Raw genomic sequence first — 13,161 nt, forward strand, 5'->3', positions numbered from 1 at the left:
TCTGTGGTTGCCGCTCGGGCGTCGGCGCTGGGCGCCCACACCGTCCTACGCGGCTTTCGCTACGGCTCGTAGCGTAACTGGGCAGATGCGGGGCGGGTCGCGCGGGTGGACGTGATCTGCCTCACTCGGTGCTGGTCAGGGCGGTCGTACCGGCCGGTATGGTCGCGGGATGCAGAGCCGCAGCACACCGTCGACGCCCGCCGGGGGGCGCCCGCGCAGCACCGAGGCGGACACCGCCATTCTCGAGGCGACCAGGCAGGCCCTGGTCGACCTCGGCTGGACCAAGCTCACCCTGGGCGACGTGGCCACCCGGGCGGGGGTCGCCAAGACGACGCTGTACCGGCGCTGGGCGGGCAAGAGCGAACTCGTCGTGGACGCGGTCGCCGAGCTGTTCGACGAGTTGGAGCTGCCGGACAGCGGCAGCCTGGCCACCGACATCGAGGGTGTGGTGCTCCAGTTCGCGGCGCTGCTCGGGCGGCCCGAGACGAAGACGGCGCTGATGGCGGTGGTCGCGGAGTCCACCACGGACGAGCCGCTGCGGGAACGTATCCGCGCGTCCATCGTCGACCGCCAGAAGCGGCTCGTGCTGGCCGGGCGGGCCCGGGCCCAGGACCGCGGGGAGCTGCCCGCCGAGCCGGATTCCGTCGCCGCGGCCCGTACCGCCGACCTCATCTTCGATGTGATCGCCGGGGCGGTGGTGCATCGGGCTCTGGTCAGTGCGGAGCCCGTGGACGCGGAGTGGGCGGGGGAGTTCACGTCCCTGGTGCTGGGTGGCCTCACAGCGGTTTCTGGCCGGGGGCCCGCTGCGATGCCCTCCGCCTCCCCCTCCCCTGACGCGTCTCCCTGACTCTGCGGTCCCCGCCGCTACCGCGACCGCGGCGGGGGCTTCCCGCCCGCCCGCCCGTGGCGCTCTGCCCGGGGATGGCCGCCCCTGCGGGGAGTTGCCCGCCGTCGGCGGCTTACCCGTCGTGTCCTGTCCCGCCGCTACCGCGACGGACAGCTCCCCACCCGCCCTCCCATAACCCCCCACCCGAACGGTGAACGCCCCCCGCGGGGGTTGCCCGCCATCGGCGATCGACCCGCCGCCCCTTCCCCCCGCCGCTACCGCGACGGGTGGGTCCCCACCCGCCCACCCATAACCCCCCACCCAGAGGGTGGACGCCTCCCGCGGGGGTTGCCCGCCGTCGGCGACCTCCCCCGCAGGAAGCGTCCACCCTTCGACTAGAGCGCCGAGCGCCACGGACGGGACGGGAATCCACCCGCCGCGACGGCGACAGGACAGGACACAAGGGCCAGCCGCGAAGGACGAGCACTCCCGCAGGGAGCGCCCACCCTCGGGCAGGGGGCCACGGGCGGGCGGGTGGGGAACCAACCGCCGCGAAAGCGGCGGGACAGGACACGACCGGCAAGCCGCCAAGGGCGAGCAACCCCCACAGGGAGCGCCCACCCCCAGGCAGAGCGCCACGGGTGGGCGGGCGGGGGACCAATCCGGCGGGACAGGACACGACGGGCAAGCCGCCGACGGCGAGCACCCCCGCAGGGAGCGCCCACCCCTCAGGCAGGGGGCCACGGGCGGGCGGGTGGGGAACCATCCGCCGCGACAGCGGCGGGACAGGACACGACGGGCAAGCCGCCGACGGCGAGCAAGCCCCGCAGGGAGCGGCCACCCCTCAGGCAGAGGGCCGCGGGCGGGACGGGTGGGGAGCCGTCCGCCGCGACAGCGGTGGGGCAGGGCGCGACGGGGCGACCCCGGGGGGTGGCGAGCCCCACGCCCCCAAGGCGCCCCGCCAGCACCCTCAGACCCCGTACACCCGCGGAGCGAACAGCGAGAGGTTCGCGGCGACCCACGCCGACGTCCGGGCGAGTCCCTCCCGGAGCGGAACGACCGGCGCCCAGCCGGACAACCCCCGGACAGGGAGTTGTCCGAAACAAGCCGCTCGACGTACGGGTCGCTCCGCCAGTGGAGCACCTGTGAACGCGGCACGCGGCCACTGGCCCGTCGTCGCCTTCACCCTCGCCACCGCCCCCGGCGCCGACACTCCCCTCGGAGTGCCGTCGAGGCTCTCCCGCCTGGTCACCAACCTTCCTCGACAACGCGGCGAAGTTCAGCCCGGAAGGCGCGTCGGTGAGGTCTCCTCACCTCCACCGACCCGACCGTCCGCGACCACGGCCCCGGTATCGCGCCGGAGGACCTCCCGCACGTCTTCGACCGCTTCTACCGCGCGGAGCGTGGCACACGCTTGGTGACGAGCCCGGTTCCGTCGGACTCCGGGACAAGCGATGAGTTTCCCCGCCTGCCTCCGTCCTACCTTGTGCAGACCTTCATCCAAAGCTCCTGGACAGGCGGTATCCGTGATGGACAAGCAGTTCACAGCAACCTTGCGGAAGAGTCCGAACAAGGGTGGCTGGACTTACGTCGTGTGGCCCGAGTTGGCCGAGTTCTTCGACACCCGCGGCCTGGTGAAGGTCCGGGGCACGATCGACGGACACCCGTTCCAGAGTTCGTTCATGGCCCTCGGGGACGGCACGCACAAGCTCCCTGTGAAGGCGGAAGTGCGCAAGGCGATCGGCAAGGAGGAAGGGGACACCGTGACCGTCCGTCTACAGGAGCGAGTCACCCCCTGACACTGGGGCCACACCCGAGGGGCCCGGCCTTCACGCCGCCCACGAAGTGGGCGAACGCCTGAGCGGTAACGTCCAGGACCGGGCCGTTCGGGAGCTTGGAGTCGCGTACGGGGACTATGCCGTGGGTTGCGATCAGGTTGGCGGCGATCTCGATGCAGGCGCCCCCGTTGTTGCTGTAGGAGGACGTGAACCAGCGCGGGGATCCGGCCGCCTTCACGCCGTCCACGAACGAGGCGAACGCGTCGGCGTGCACCGCCAGGAGCGGCCCGTTCGAGAGCTTGGAGTCACGAACGGGGACCACGCCCTGCGAGGCGACCAGGTTCGCGGCGACCTCTACGCACTGGCCGCCGTTGTCGCTGTAGGAGGACTTGAACCAGCGCGGGGATTCGGTAGTCATGAGGTGCCCTTCAGACTGGGCCGAACTGTCCTTCCCTCAGGCAGTCCACGAAGGACGAGAACGCGTCGGTGTGGACGGCCAGGACCGGACTGTTCGGGAGCTTCGAGTCACGGACAGGGACTATGCCGTGGGTTGCGACGAGGTTGGCGGCGACCTCTATGCACGCGCCGCCGTTGTCACTGTACGAGGACTTGATCCAGCGGGGAGACCCCGCCGCCTTCACACCGTCCACAAACGAGGCGAACGCGTCGGCGTGCACCGCCAGGAGCGGCCCGTTCGAGAGCTTGGAGTCACGAACGGGGACCACGCCCTGCGAGGCGACCAGGTTCGCGGCGACCTCTACGCATTGGCCGCCGTTATTGCTGTAGGAGGACTTGAACCAGCGCGGGGATTCGGTAATCACGAATGGCCCTTCAGGCTGTGCCGAACCGTCCGGCCTTCAGGCCGTCCACGAAGGACGAGAACGCGTCGGTGTGGACGGCCAGGACCGGACCGTTCGGGCGCTTGGAGTCACGGACAGGAACCACGCCACACGAAGCGACGAGGTTGGCGGCGACCTCTATGCACTGGCCGCCATTGGCGCTGTACGAAGATTTGAACCAGCGGGGGGATTGGGTCGTCACTGAGTGCCCTTTCGCAACTGGTTGATCATGGCTACAGACGCCGCCTGGGAAAGCGCTTCGGCCTGTAGCTGATGGTAGGCCGTCAACATGGGGAGCACGAAGGTGTTGTCCCGCTCGAGGTGCCCGCGCTGGGCAGACTCCGCGTACGACATGAGAGAGCGATCGGGCAGGGTCAGCACCGTGATCGGCAAGTACAGGGGGTGACGCACCCCCAGGTCGAACGGGGCGATTTGCAGAACGGTGTTCGGCAGCTCCGCAAACTCAACCAGGCGAGCCAACTGGGCCTCCCTGACTGTCGAATCGCCGATGGGACGACAGAGGCAGCTCTCGTCCAGCACTACGAAGACCAGAGGGGTTGGTGTCCGCGCGAGGGCAACTTGCCGCTCCGCTACGAGCCTGACCCGCTCCTCGGCCTGCTCGCTTGTGATGGCGCCCCGCTTGACAGCACTCTCCGCGATCGCCGTCGCGTACTCCGGAGTCTGAAGGAGACCGGGAATGACACAGACCTCAAAGAGGCGAATCTCCGCAGCCTCCGCCTCGTGGTCCACGAACTGGGGGAACCCCTCGAGCAGGCCCGCGTTCCGGACCACGCGCCACGCGCGCTCGAACGTCTCCTCGGCTGCGAAGGCCACATCGGCCCGCCGAGCGAGGCGCAAGGTTGGCGCTTTTCGTCCAGTTTCGATTGACGAGAGGTGCGTACTGGAATAACCCATGCGTTCGGCCAGGTCATCCTGGGTCCAGCCCCGCTCGTCGCGCCAAGTGCGCAAACGCGCTCCGAAGGCGGCCTTGGGCGAACTGTCCGGGTCCAGCTCCTTGCGGTTGACCAACTTTCCCTCCCCAGCGTCCACGTTGAATGGTTCTCCCAACGTAGGTCACGCTGACACCCCTTGGTAGTGGATTCGCTACGGAGAGGTACGAAAGATGGTCGACATCCCCCCACGAGGCACCCTCCTCCTGGACGTCTCACGTGACCTGATCGGAGAGTTCCGGGGCGAGTGGTGCGGGGTCTGGTCCCTGCGTCCGATGGCCGGCGGGCGGGAGTGGACCGTCGCCCCGGAGGACGTACGACCGGCCACCCCGGCGCAGCAACTGCGGGCGCGCGCCGCGAGGGCGAACGCCCGCAGTCGGGGTGAGCTGCTGTGACCGCCCACAACCCGATGGCGACCCCGAGGAGCCGGGCGCAGCGGACGGCGATGTTCGGCACGCCCGCGGAGATTCACCCGGCGGCGGTGGTCTTCGACCGGACGTACGACATGCCGGGCACCGTACGGGAGGTGGACGGCGCGTTCGTGGTCCTGGACCGGCCCACGGGCATGACCTGGCGGGTCCACTTCCGGCACCTGCGCCGGGCCACGGCCTGGGAGCACCGTCAACTCCTGGCCCTGGCCCGACTGCACGCGCAACGCCTGCGGGGCGCCCGCTGAGGGCGGGCGGACCGGCGGGCTAGAAGCCCGGCGGCTCCACGTACACACCCCACTCGTCCCGGAGGACCCCGCAGATCTCCCCCATGGTGGCCTCGGCCCGGACGGCGTCCAGCATGGGGGCGATCATGTTGGAGCCGTCCCGCGCGGCGACGAGCATCGCGTCCAGGCAGGAGCGGACCCGGGCGTCGTCCCGGGCGGCCTTGCGCTCCGCGAGGGCCCGCACCTGCTCGCGCTCGACCTCGTGGCTGACGCGCAGGATCTCCAGGTCGCCGGTCACGGAGCCGTGGTGGACGTTGACGCCGACGACCCGCTTGTCGCCCTTCTCCAGGGCCCGCTGGTACTGGAAGGCGGACTCGGCGATCTCGCCGGTGAACCAGCCGTCCTCTATGCCGCGCAGGATGCCGGAGGTGACGGGACCGATGGGGTGCTGCCCGTCGGGGTGCGCACGGCGGCCCCGCTCCTTGATCTGGTCGAAGATCTTCTCGGCGTCGGCCTCGATGCGGTCGGTGAGCTGCTCCACGTACCAGGAACCACCGAGGGGGTCGGCGACGTTGGCGACGCCGGTCTCCTCCATGAGGACCTGCTGGGTGCGCAGCGCGATCTCGGCGGCCTGCTCGCTGGGCAGGGCGAGGGTCTCGTCGAGGGCGTTGGTGTGCAGGGAGTTGGTGCCGCCGAGGACGGCGGCGAGGGCCTCCACGGCCGTGCGGACCACGTTGTTGTACGGCTGCTGCGCGGTCAGGGAGACGCCCGCCGTCTGCGTGTGGAACCGCAGCCACTGCGCCTTCTCGGACTTCGCGCCGTAGACGTCGCGCATCCAGCGGGCCCAGATCCTGCGGGCCGCGCGGAACTTGGCGATCTCTTCGAAGAAGTCCACGTGGGCGTCGAAGAAGAAGGAGAGGCCGGGGGCGAAGACGTCGACATCGAGGCCGCGGCTCAGGCCGAGCTCCACGTACCCGAAGCCGTCGGCGAGGGTGTACGCCAGCTCCTGCGCGGCCGTCGCCCCGGCCTCGCGGATGTGGTACCCGGACACCGAGAGGGGCTTGTACGCCGGGATGTCGCGGGCGCAGTGCTCCATGAGGTCGCCGATGAGGCGCAGGTGCGGCTCGGGTTCGAAGAGCCACTCCTTCTGGGCGATGTACTCCTTGAAGATGTCGGTCTGGAGCGTGCCGTTGAGCACGGCCGGGTCGATGCCCTGCCGCTCGGCGGCGACCAGGTACATGCAGAAGGCGGGGACGGCGGGGCCGCTGATCGTCATGGACGTCGTGACGTCGCCGAGGGGGATGTCCTTGAAGAGGACCTCCATGTCGGCGGCGGAGTCGATGGCGACGCCGCAGTGGCCGACCTCGCCGAGCGAGCGGGGGTCGTCGGAGTCGCGGCCCATGAGCGTCGGCATGTCGAAGGCGACGCTCAGACCGCCGCCGCCCGCGGCGAGGATCATCTTGTACCGCTCGTTCGTCTGCTCGGCGTTGCCGAAGCCCGCGAACTGGCGGATCGTCCACGTGCGGCCGCGGTAGCCGGTGGCGTAGAGGCCGCGGGTGTACGGATACTCACCCGGCCACCCGATCCGCTCGAAGCCCTCGTAGGTGTCCCCGGGCCGGGGCCCGTAGGCAGGCTCGACCGGGTCACCGGAGAGCGTCGTGAAATCGGCGTCGCGCTTCTTCGCGGCGTCGTACCGGGCCTGCCAGCGGCGGCGGCCCTCCTCGATGGCTTCAGCGTCCATGCCCTTGAATTTACTTGGACGTCCTAGTACATGTCCAGGGAAGACCGCCGGGACGTGGCCCGGCGGGTGGGTCAGGCCTTGGCGAGCGGGCTCGGCGCGTCCGTGAGCAGGGGCTCGACCTCGCGTACGACCTTGCGCTCGACGAAGAACGCGGCCGTCGGGATGGTGCCGGACACCAGGACCCAGAGCAGCTTGCCGAACGGCCACTTCGCCTTGGAGCCGAGGTCGAAGGCGAAGACCAGGTAGATGATGAAGAGGACGCCGTGGATCTGTGAGACCGCGAGCGTCAGGCCCTCGCCCTTGTCGAAGCCGTACTTCGCCACCATGCAGGCGCACAGGACCAGCAACATGACGGCGGTGACGTAGGCCATTACCCGGTAGCGGGTCAGCACGCTGCGTTTCATGCCCACGAGCGTAGCCCGCTCCCCTCCGCGATCTTCCCCCGCCCCACATCCCACCCCTCACCCCATATGGGGCTACGCCCCTCTCTCCCCTCTTTCCCCCACCCACCCACCCTCTCCTGGGGCTCCGCCCCTCGCCCCCCATCGGCCCTTCGGGCCTCGTCCTCAAACGCCGGACGGGCTGGAAATCCCACCCGCCCGGGTGCGCGGGGGCGCCGCCACACAGGCAGGTGGGGCTGATGCTCCAGCCCGCAGGGGGAGGAGGAGTAGGAGGACGGGTGGGTGGGATATCCGGCCCGTCCGGTGCCCCAGAGGGGGTGGTGGCTGGGGCATTCAGCCCGTCCGGCGTTTGAGGACGAGGGCCGCCAGGCCCGACGGGGGCGAGGGGCGAAGCCCCAGGAGGGCGGGTGGGTGGGGTATCCAGCCCGTCCGGCGTTTGAGGACGAGGGCCGCCAGGCCCGATGAGGGGCCAGGGGCGAAGCCCCAGAAGGGCGGGTGGGTGGGGTATCCAGCCCGTCCGGCGTTTGAGGACGAGGGCCGCCAGGCCCGATGAGGGGCCAGGGGCGAAGCCCCAGAAGGGCGGGTGGGTGGGGTATCCAGCCCGTCCGGCGTTTGAGGACGAGGGCCGCCAGGCCCGATGAGGGGCCAGGGACGAAGCCCCAGAAGGGCGGGTGGGTGGGGTATCCAGCGCGTCCGGCGTTTGAGGACGAGGGCCGCCAGGCCTGATGGGGGGTTAGGGGCGCAGCCCCAGGAGGGTGGGTGGGGGAAAAGCTGTTCGGGGTTTGGAGGTGCGGGGCGGCAGGGCGGGGCGAGGGAACGGGGGCGCAGGGGCGGTGGAGCTACTGGTCGGAGAAGTCCTGCGCGGCTACGCGAAGCGGCCGCAGCATGGCAAAGATCTCCCCACACTCCTCCGCGTCGTAGACGCCGAGCCCAAAGTCCATACCCATCAGCTCCCGCGTCGCCCCCTCGACAACCTCACGCCCCTTCTCCGTGATGGAGGCCAGCGTCCCACGCCCGTCATTGGGGTTGGGCCGCTTGGCGACCAGACCGGACCGGACCAGCCGGTCGACGGTGTTGGTGACGGACGTCGGGTGCACCATCAGACGCTCGCCGATCTTGGACATCGGCAGCTCCCCCGCCTTGGAGAAGGACAGCAGCACCAGCGCCTCGTACCGCGCGAAGGTCAGTCCGTACGGCTTGACGACCGCGTCGACCTCGGCGAGCAGGATCTGCTGCGCACGCATGATCGAGGTGATGGCACCCATGGCGGGTACGGACCCCCAGCGCTGCTTCCAGAGCTCGTCGGCGCGGGCGATGGGATCGAAGGGGAGACTGAGCGGCTTCGGCACAGCGACGACCTTAGTCCCCGGTCACATACCGGTCAGCCCCGGTCTCAACATTCGGCCCGCCACCGGCCCCCGGCGAACACGACGGCGTCGACGGCGACGCGGACGGCCCGGACGCTGGGGACGCCCCGGGCGCCCCGGGCTGCCCGGACGGCGCCAACTCCCCGGACGAAGACGGCGGCAAGGGTGACGACAACGGCAAGGGCGGCAAGGGCGGCGGCGACGGCGACGGCGGCACCGAAGCCGTCCACCCCGCCGTCGCCCGCACCTCGCGGGCCAACAGCAGGCAGCACACCGTACCGAGCACCCCCGCCCCCGCCACCACCGTACTCACCGCGAAGAACTCGGCGGCGAGCCCGGCCAGGGCCATCCCCACGCCTTGGAGCGTCATCAGGCCCGCCGTGTGCACGGTCATCGCGCGCCCCCGCAGCTCCGGCGGCACCGCGTCCACGAACCAGCGGTCGAGTCCCAGGGTGTACGCCGATCCGGCGCCGGCGAGCACCAGCGCGGGCAGCGCCCAGGCGAGGCCGGGTGTGCAGCCGTACGCGAGGAGCGGGAGCAGTGTGGTCGTGGCCAGCGGAAGGACGATGCGGGCACGGGCGGCGGACGTGAGGGCGGACCCGGCGTACACCTCGCCCGCGACGGTGCCGATGGGCATGGCGCACATCAGCAGCCCGACCCCTGCGGTGCCCGCCCCGATCTGCTCCGCGTACGGGGCGGCGAGCGCCTCCGGCGCGACGGCGAACATCGGGGGCGCCCAGAGCAACAGCAGGAGGGCGCGTACGCGCCGGTGGGCGAGGACGTCGCGAGCCCCGGCCAGGGAGTACCGCACGAGCGCGGGCTGCGGCACCCCTGGGCCAGGAGCACCCCCGCCGCAACCGCCCTCGCCGGAAGCACCCCCGCCGGAAGCGCGCGCCCCCGCGGGCCGCCGCCTCGTACCGAAGCGCAGCAGCAGCGCCGACGCGGCGAACGTCGCCACGGTGATGGCGAGGGCCCCGCGCGGGGAGACGGCGGTGAGCAGCACCCCGCCGAGGCCGAAGCCCACGAGGACGGCGCTCTGCGACACCATCCGCAGCAGCGAACGGCCGAGCACGAACAGGTCCCCGTCCCCGAGGACGTCGGTGAGGGTCGCCATCCGGGTGCCGTTGAACACCGGTGCCACCGCGGCGATGAGGCAGCGCAGCGCGAGCAGCCCGGCCACCGGCGTCACGGGCAGCGCCATCAGCGCGGCGCACCCCGCGCACAGCAGGTCGCAGACGACCAGGACGCGGCGCGGCGCGAAGCGGTCCGCGACGCCCGCGAACAGCGTCCCGCCCACCAGGTACGGCAGCAGGCCGAGCGCGAAGGCGAGCGCGCTCAGGAGCGGCGACCCGGTGAGGTCGTACACGAGGACGGTGAGCGCGATCTCGCTGACGACGACGCCGAGCAGCGAAAGGGCGTGGGCGGCGAACACGGCACGGAACTCCGGCACGGCGAAGACCCGCCGGTAGCCCTCGTCCCCCGTTTCCCGCGCTGCCTCGTCGGTTGGTGGTGACATGCGCACACCCTGGCCGTCACCGCCCCTGCTCCCTAGAGTTTCGGCTCCAGGCGAATCAGGCGCGGAGCAGAGGCGTATCGGGGCAAGGGAAGGTGAGGGTTCGCGTGCCGTTCCAGCTGCACTTCGGTAAGGACGACCTGCTGTGCTGCCGGTTCGCCGTGTCGCCGCTGTGGGAGACGCAGGAGGCGGTGCGGACGCTGAAGCGGCCCGACCGGCACGGCTACCACCCGCGGTGGCTGCGGGAGGTGCGGGCGGCGGGCGCCCGTCTGGACCTGGCGGCGGTGTGGCTCCTGATGCCGTCGCGGGGGCACAGCCCCGACTTCCTCGGGCCGCCGCCGCTCGGGCCCGCCGCGACCTTCGAGGAGGAGATCGCGGCGGTGCGCGCCGCCGACCCCGACGCGGCGCGGCAGGACATGGCGAAGGCGCTCGCGGAGACGCCCGGCGCGGCGGGGAGTGTGATCGGGCGGCGGCTGCTCGCGGATCCGGCGGGCGCCGTGCGCGCGCTGGCGGACGCCGTGGAGGCGGCCTGGCACGCGCTGGTCGAGCCGTACTGGCCGAGGCTGCGCGCCCTGCTCGAAGCCGACGTGGCGTACCACTCGCGGCGGCTCGCCCAGATCGGCCTCGGCGCCCTGCTGCCGGAGCTGGACCGCCGCCTGGCCTGGGACTCCGGGACACTGACCGCGCAGTGGCGCGGGCGGCACACCCGGCAACTGGACGGGCGCGGCCTGGTCCTGATGCCCAGTGTCTTCAGCTGGCCGGAGGTGATCAGCGGCTACGACCCGCCGTGGCAGCCGACCCTCGTGTACCCGGCACGGGGCCTCGCGGGGCTCTGGTCGGCCCCGGCGGACCGCGCCCCCGACGCCCTGGCCCGGCTGCTCGGCCCCAACCGGGCCGCCGTCCTGACCGCACTCGCCGAACCCTCCACCACGTCGTCGCTCGCGCAGCGCCTCGGTCTCGCCCCGTCCTCGGTGTCCGCGCACCTGGCGGCGCTGCGGAACGCGGGCCTGCTCACCTCGCGGCGGTACGGCCACCAGGTCCTGTACGAGCGCACACCGCTCGGCGCGGCGCTTGCGGCGGGTGGCTGACGGGGCCCGCGCGGGCGGTGTCGCGCACGGACGTGAATGAACCCTTATGTCACGATTGCCGCGCGACTCGTCCGTCCGCCTGCCCGTCACCGTCGCCCAAGGGGTCTGGATGCACCGGCTGCTCCGTACGTTCACGGCACTCACGGCCGCCGCCGCCCTCGGGCTCACGGCCGGCTGCTCGTCCGGGTCGGACTCGGGACCGGGCCCGGGCAGGGAGAAGGACGAGGCCACGCCGACCGCGAGCCGCGAGGCCGCACGCTCCGCGCCGCACAGCTTCTGGGTCGATCCGCAGAGCGAGGCGGCCCGCCAGGTGCGCGAGTGGGAGCAGCAGGGCCGCACCGGGGACGCCGACGCGCTGCGGCGGATCTCCGAACAGCCGCTGGCGACCTGGCCCGCGGGGGACGACCCGGCGCCGGACGTCGAGAAGGCCACCGCGGGCGCCGCGCGGGACGGCCGCACGGCGGTCCTCGTCGCGTACAACATCCCGCACCGCGACTGCGGCCAGCACTCCGCGGGCGGCGCCCCCGACGCGGACTACTACCGGCACTGGATCGACGCGTTCGCCGACGGCATCAAGGACCGCAGGGCCCTGGTGGTCCTCGAACCGGACGCGATCCCGCACATCGCCGACGGCTGCACGCCCCCGCAGTACCACGAGGAGCGCTACGAACTCCTCTCGGAAGCCATCGAGCGGCTGAAGCGGCAGCCGAACGTCAAGGTGTACCTGGACGCGGGCAACCCCGGCTGGATCACCGAGGCGTACAAGCTCACGACGCCGCTGCGCCGTGCGGGCATCGCGCGCGCGGACGGCTTCTCGCTCAACGTCTCCAACTTCCAGAGCGACAAGGCCACCAAGAGGTACGGCCGTGAGCTGTCCGCGGGCGTGGGCGGCAAGCACTTCGTGATGGACAGCAGCCGCAACGGCCGCGGCCCGCTCGCCGGTGACCGCGAGGACGCCTGGTGCAACCCGCCGGGCCGCGGCCTCGGCACCCCGCCCACCGACCGCACCGGCGACCCGCTCCTCGACGCCTACCTGTGGATCAAGCGGCCCGGGGACTCGGACGGCCCCTGCCGCGGGGGCCCCGCCGCCGGCCAGTGGTGGCCCGACTACGCGCTCGGCCTCGTACGCAACGCCAAGGCCTGACACCCGTCCGCGGAAAGCCCGTTGACCGGCTGGCCAAAGCGCCACGACACCTGGCAGCCTCGGAGCGCATGGGGCGCGAAGACTTCTCACAGGCGGGCTACGGCGTACGGTTCGAGTGGGGTGCCTCCGGCGCGAAGCGCCTCGCGCCCGCGGTCCGCTGTCTGGTGATCGTGGACGTGCTGTCGTTCAGCACCTCGGTGTCCGTCGCCGTGGAGTCCGGCTCCCGGGTCTTCCCGTACGCCTGGCGCGACGAGAGCGCCACGGCCTTCGCCCGCCAGATGGACGCGCGGCTCGCGGTGGGCCGCCGCGCGGTCAGCGCGGCCAGCCCCTGGTCGCTGTCCCCTGCCGCCCTGCGCAGGGCGCCGCGCGCACAGCGCCTCGTCCTGCCGTCGCCGGGCGGTTCGGCGATCGCCGCGAGCGCGGGAAACGTCACCGTCGCCGCCGGGTCGCTGCTCAACCCCGCCGCCGTCGGCCGCTGGCTCACCGGCCGGGGCGAGGGCACCCCCGAGCACCCCGTCGGCGTGATCGCGGCGGGCGAGCAGTGGCCCGACGGCAGCCTGCGCCCCGCCCTCGAGGACCTCCTCGGCGCCGGCGCCGTGATCGCCGCGCTGCGCGCCGGGAGCGGCACCGACCTCTCCCCCGAGGCCGCGGCCGCGGCCGCCGCGTTCGTCTCGGCCGTCGACGTGGGCGAGGCCGTGGCGTCCTCGTCGTCGGGCCGGGAGCTGGCCGACGGCGGTTACGCGGAGGACGTGGCCGTCGCGACCGAGCTGGACGCGTCCAGCGTGGTGCCGGTCCTGACGCACGGGGCGTTCGTCGCGGCACGGTGAGCGGTACGCGCGCACGGGGCGTTCGTCGCGGC

The 13,161-nt window shown here is 72.2% G+C and carries 15 protein-coding genes and 2 pseudogenes; 7 read left to right on the top strand and 10 right to left on the bottom strand.

From position 1 onward, the window contains the following. Positions 1-169 precede the first annotated feature (169 nt). Both ACH4DX_RS10275 and ACH4DX_RS10280 read left to right on the top strand, forming a co-directional pair. Entirely contained in the window at positions 170-847 is a 678-nt protein-coding gene (locus tag ACH4DX_RS10275; protein WP_398154801.1) for a TetR/AcrR family transcriptional regulator, read from the top strand. A gap of 1,508 nt (positions 848-2,355) precedes the next feature. Beyond that, the gene (locus ACH4DX_RS10280) at positions 2,356-2,625 is read left to right on the top strand and encodes a DUF1905 domain-containing protein (RefSeq protein ID WP_398154802.1); all 270 of its coding nucleotides are present in this window, start codon (positions 2,356-2,358) and stop codon (positions 2,623-2,625) included. Here the strand turns inward: ACH4DX_RS10280 and ACH4DX_RS10285 are convergent. The 6 genes and pseudogenes from ACH4DX_RS10285 to ACH4DX_RS10310 form a co-directional block, all read right to left on the bottom strand. Continuing rightward, positions 2,615-2,842, bottom strand: a complete 228-nt coding sequence (locus ACH4DX_RS10285) for a DUF397 domain-containing protein (protein ID WP_398155238.1) — start codon at positions 2,840-2,842, stop codon at positions 2,615-2,617. The genes ACH4DX_RS10280 and ACH4DX_RS10285 overlap by 11 nt on opposite strands. Beyond that, positions 2,834-3,022 (bottom strand): annotated as a pseudogene (locus tag ACH4DX_RS10290) (DUF397 domain-containing protein); the annotation flags it as partial. The pseudogene ACH4DX_RS10290 and the gene ACH4DX_RS10285, both read right to left, overlap by 9 nt. Positions 3,023-3,032: 10 nt before the next feature. After that, on the bottom strand, positions 3,033-3,245 hold the full coding sequence (locus ACH4DX_RS10295; protein WP_398155239.1) for a DUF397 domain-containing protein: 213 nt from the start codon (positions 3,243-3,245) through the stop codon (positions 3,033-3,035). Beyond that, positions 3,237-3,425: pseudogene (locus ACH4DX_RS10300) on the bottom strand (DUF397 domain-containing protein); the annotation flags it as partial. The gene ACH4DX_RS10295 and the pseudogene ACH4DX_RS10300, both read right to left, overlap by 9 nt. A gap of 10 nt (positions 3,426-3,435) precedes the next feature. Next, a complete protein-coding gene (locus ACH4DX_RS10305; protein ID WP_398154803.1) occupies positions 3,436-3,645 on the bottom strand; it encodes a DUF397 domain-containing protein in 210 nt (69 codons plus the stop codon). Then, a complete protein-coding gene (locus ACH4DX_RS10310) occupies positions 3,642-4,472 on the bottom strand; it encodes a helix-turn-helix domain-containing protein (RefSeq protein ID WP_398154804.1) in 831 nt (276 codons plus the stop codon). Before ACH4DX_RS10310 ends, ACH4DX_RS10305 begins: the two co-directional genes overlap by 4 nt. A 94-nt stretch (positions 4,473-4,566) precedes the next feature. On the opposite strand from ACH4DX_RS10310, the gene ACH4DX_RS10315 reads away from it, so the two are divergent. Both ACH4DX_RS10315 and ACH4DX_RS10320 read left to right on the top strand, forming a co-directional pair. Continuing rightward, on the top strand, positions 4,567-4,788 hold the full coding sequence (locus ACH4DX_RS10315) for a hypothetical protein (protein ID WP_398120707.1): 222 nt from the start codon (positions 4,567-4,569) through the stop codon (positions 4,786-4,788). Next, positions 4,785-5,069, top strand: a complete 285-nt coding sequence (locus ACH4DX_RS10320) for a hypothetical protein (protein WP_398120706.1) — start codon at positions 4,785-4,787, stop codon at positions 5,067-5,069. Before ACH4DX_RS10315 ends, ACH4DX_RS10320 begins: the two co-directional genes overlap by 4 nt. Before the next feature lie 19 nt (positions 5,070-5,088). On the opposite strand, the gene ACH4DX_RS10325 is transcribed toward ACH4DX_RS10320, so the two are convergent. The 4 genes from ACH4DX_RS10325 to ACH4DX_RS10340 form a co-directional block, all read right to left on the bottom strand. Then, positions 5,089-6,789, bottom strand: coding sequence for a methylmalonyl-CoA mutase (locus tag ACH4DX_RS10325; RefSeq protein WP_398154805.1), 1,701 nt, complete (start codon positions 6,787-6,789; stop codon positions 5,089-5,091). A gap of 71 nt (positions 6,790-6,860) precedes the next feature. Further along, on the bottom strand, positions 6,861-7,193 hold the full coding sequence (locus ACH4DX_RS10330; protein ID WP_157169124.1) for a DUF3817 domain-containing protein: 333 nt from the start codon (positions 7,191-7,193) through the stop codon (positions 6,861-6,863). A gap of 836 nt (positions 7,194-8,029) precedes the next feature. Then, the gene (locus ACH4DX_RS10335) at positions 8,030-8,539 is read right to left on the bottom strand and encodes a MarR family winged helix-turn-helix transcriptional regulator (protein ID WP_398120702.1); all 510 of its coding nucleotides are present in this window, start codon (positions 8,537-8,539) and stop codon (positions 8,030-8,032) included. A gap of 10 nt (positions 8,540-8,549) precedes the next feature. Beyond that, positions 8,550-10,073 carry an MFS transporter gene (locus tag ACH4DX_RS10340; protein ID WP_398154806.1) on the bottom strand — a complete coding sequence of 508 codons (1,524 nt, stop codon included), beginning with the start codon at positions 10,071-10,073 and terminating at the stop codon, positions 8,550-8,552. A gap of 104 nt (positions 10,074-10,177) precedes the next feature. Here ACH4DX_RS10340 and ACH4DX_RS10345 point away from each other — a divergent pair, with 104 nt between their 5' ends. The 3 genes from ACH4DX_RS10345 (at position 10,178) to ACH4DX_RS10355 (ending at position 13,129) form a co-directional block, all read left to right on the top strand. After that, positions 10,178-11,158, top strand: a complete 981-nt coding sequence (locus ACH4DX_RS10345; protein WP_398154807.1) for a DUF5937 family protein — start codon at positions 10,178-10,180, stop codon at positions 11,156-11,158. A 109-nt stretch (positions 11,159-11,267) separates the two neighbouring features. Beyond that, entirely contained in the window at positions 11,268-12,302 is a 1,035-nt protein-coding gene (locus ACH4DX_RS10350; RefSeq protein ID WP_398155240.1) for a glycoside hydrolase family 6 protein, read from the top strand. 68 nt (positions 12,303-12,370) lie between these two features. Continuing rightward, positions 12,371-13,129 (top strand): 2-phosphosulfolactate phosphatase, encoded by a 759-nt coding sequence (locus ACH4DX_RS10355; RefSeq protein ID WP_398154808.1) that lies wholly within the window; start codon positions 12,371-12,373, stop codon positions 13,127-13,129. Positions 13,130-13,161: the final 32 nt, after the last annotated feature.

The organism is Streptomyces sp. NPDC017940, assembly GCF_044328435.1.
Taxonomy (GTDB): Bacteria; Actinomycetota; Actinomycetes; order Streptomycetales; family Streptomycetaceae; genus Streptomyces.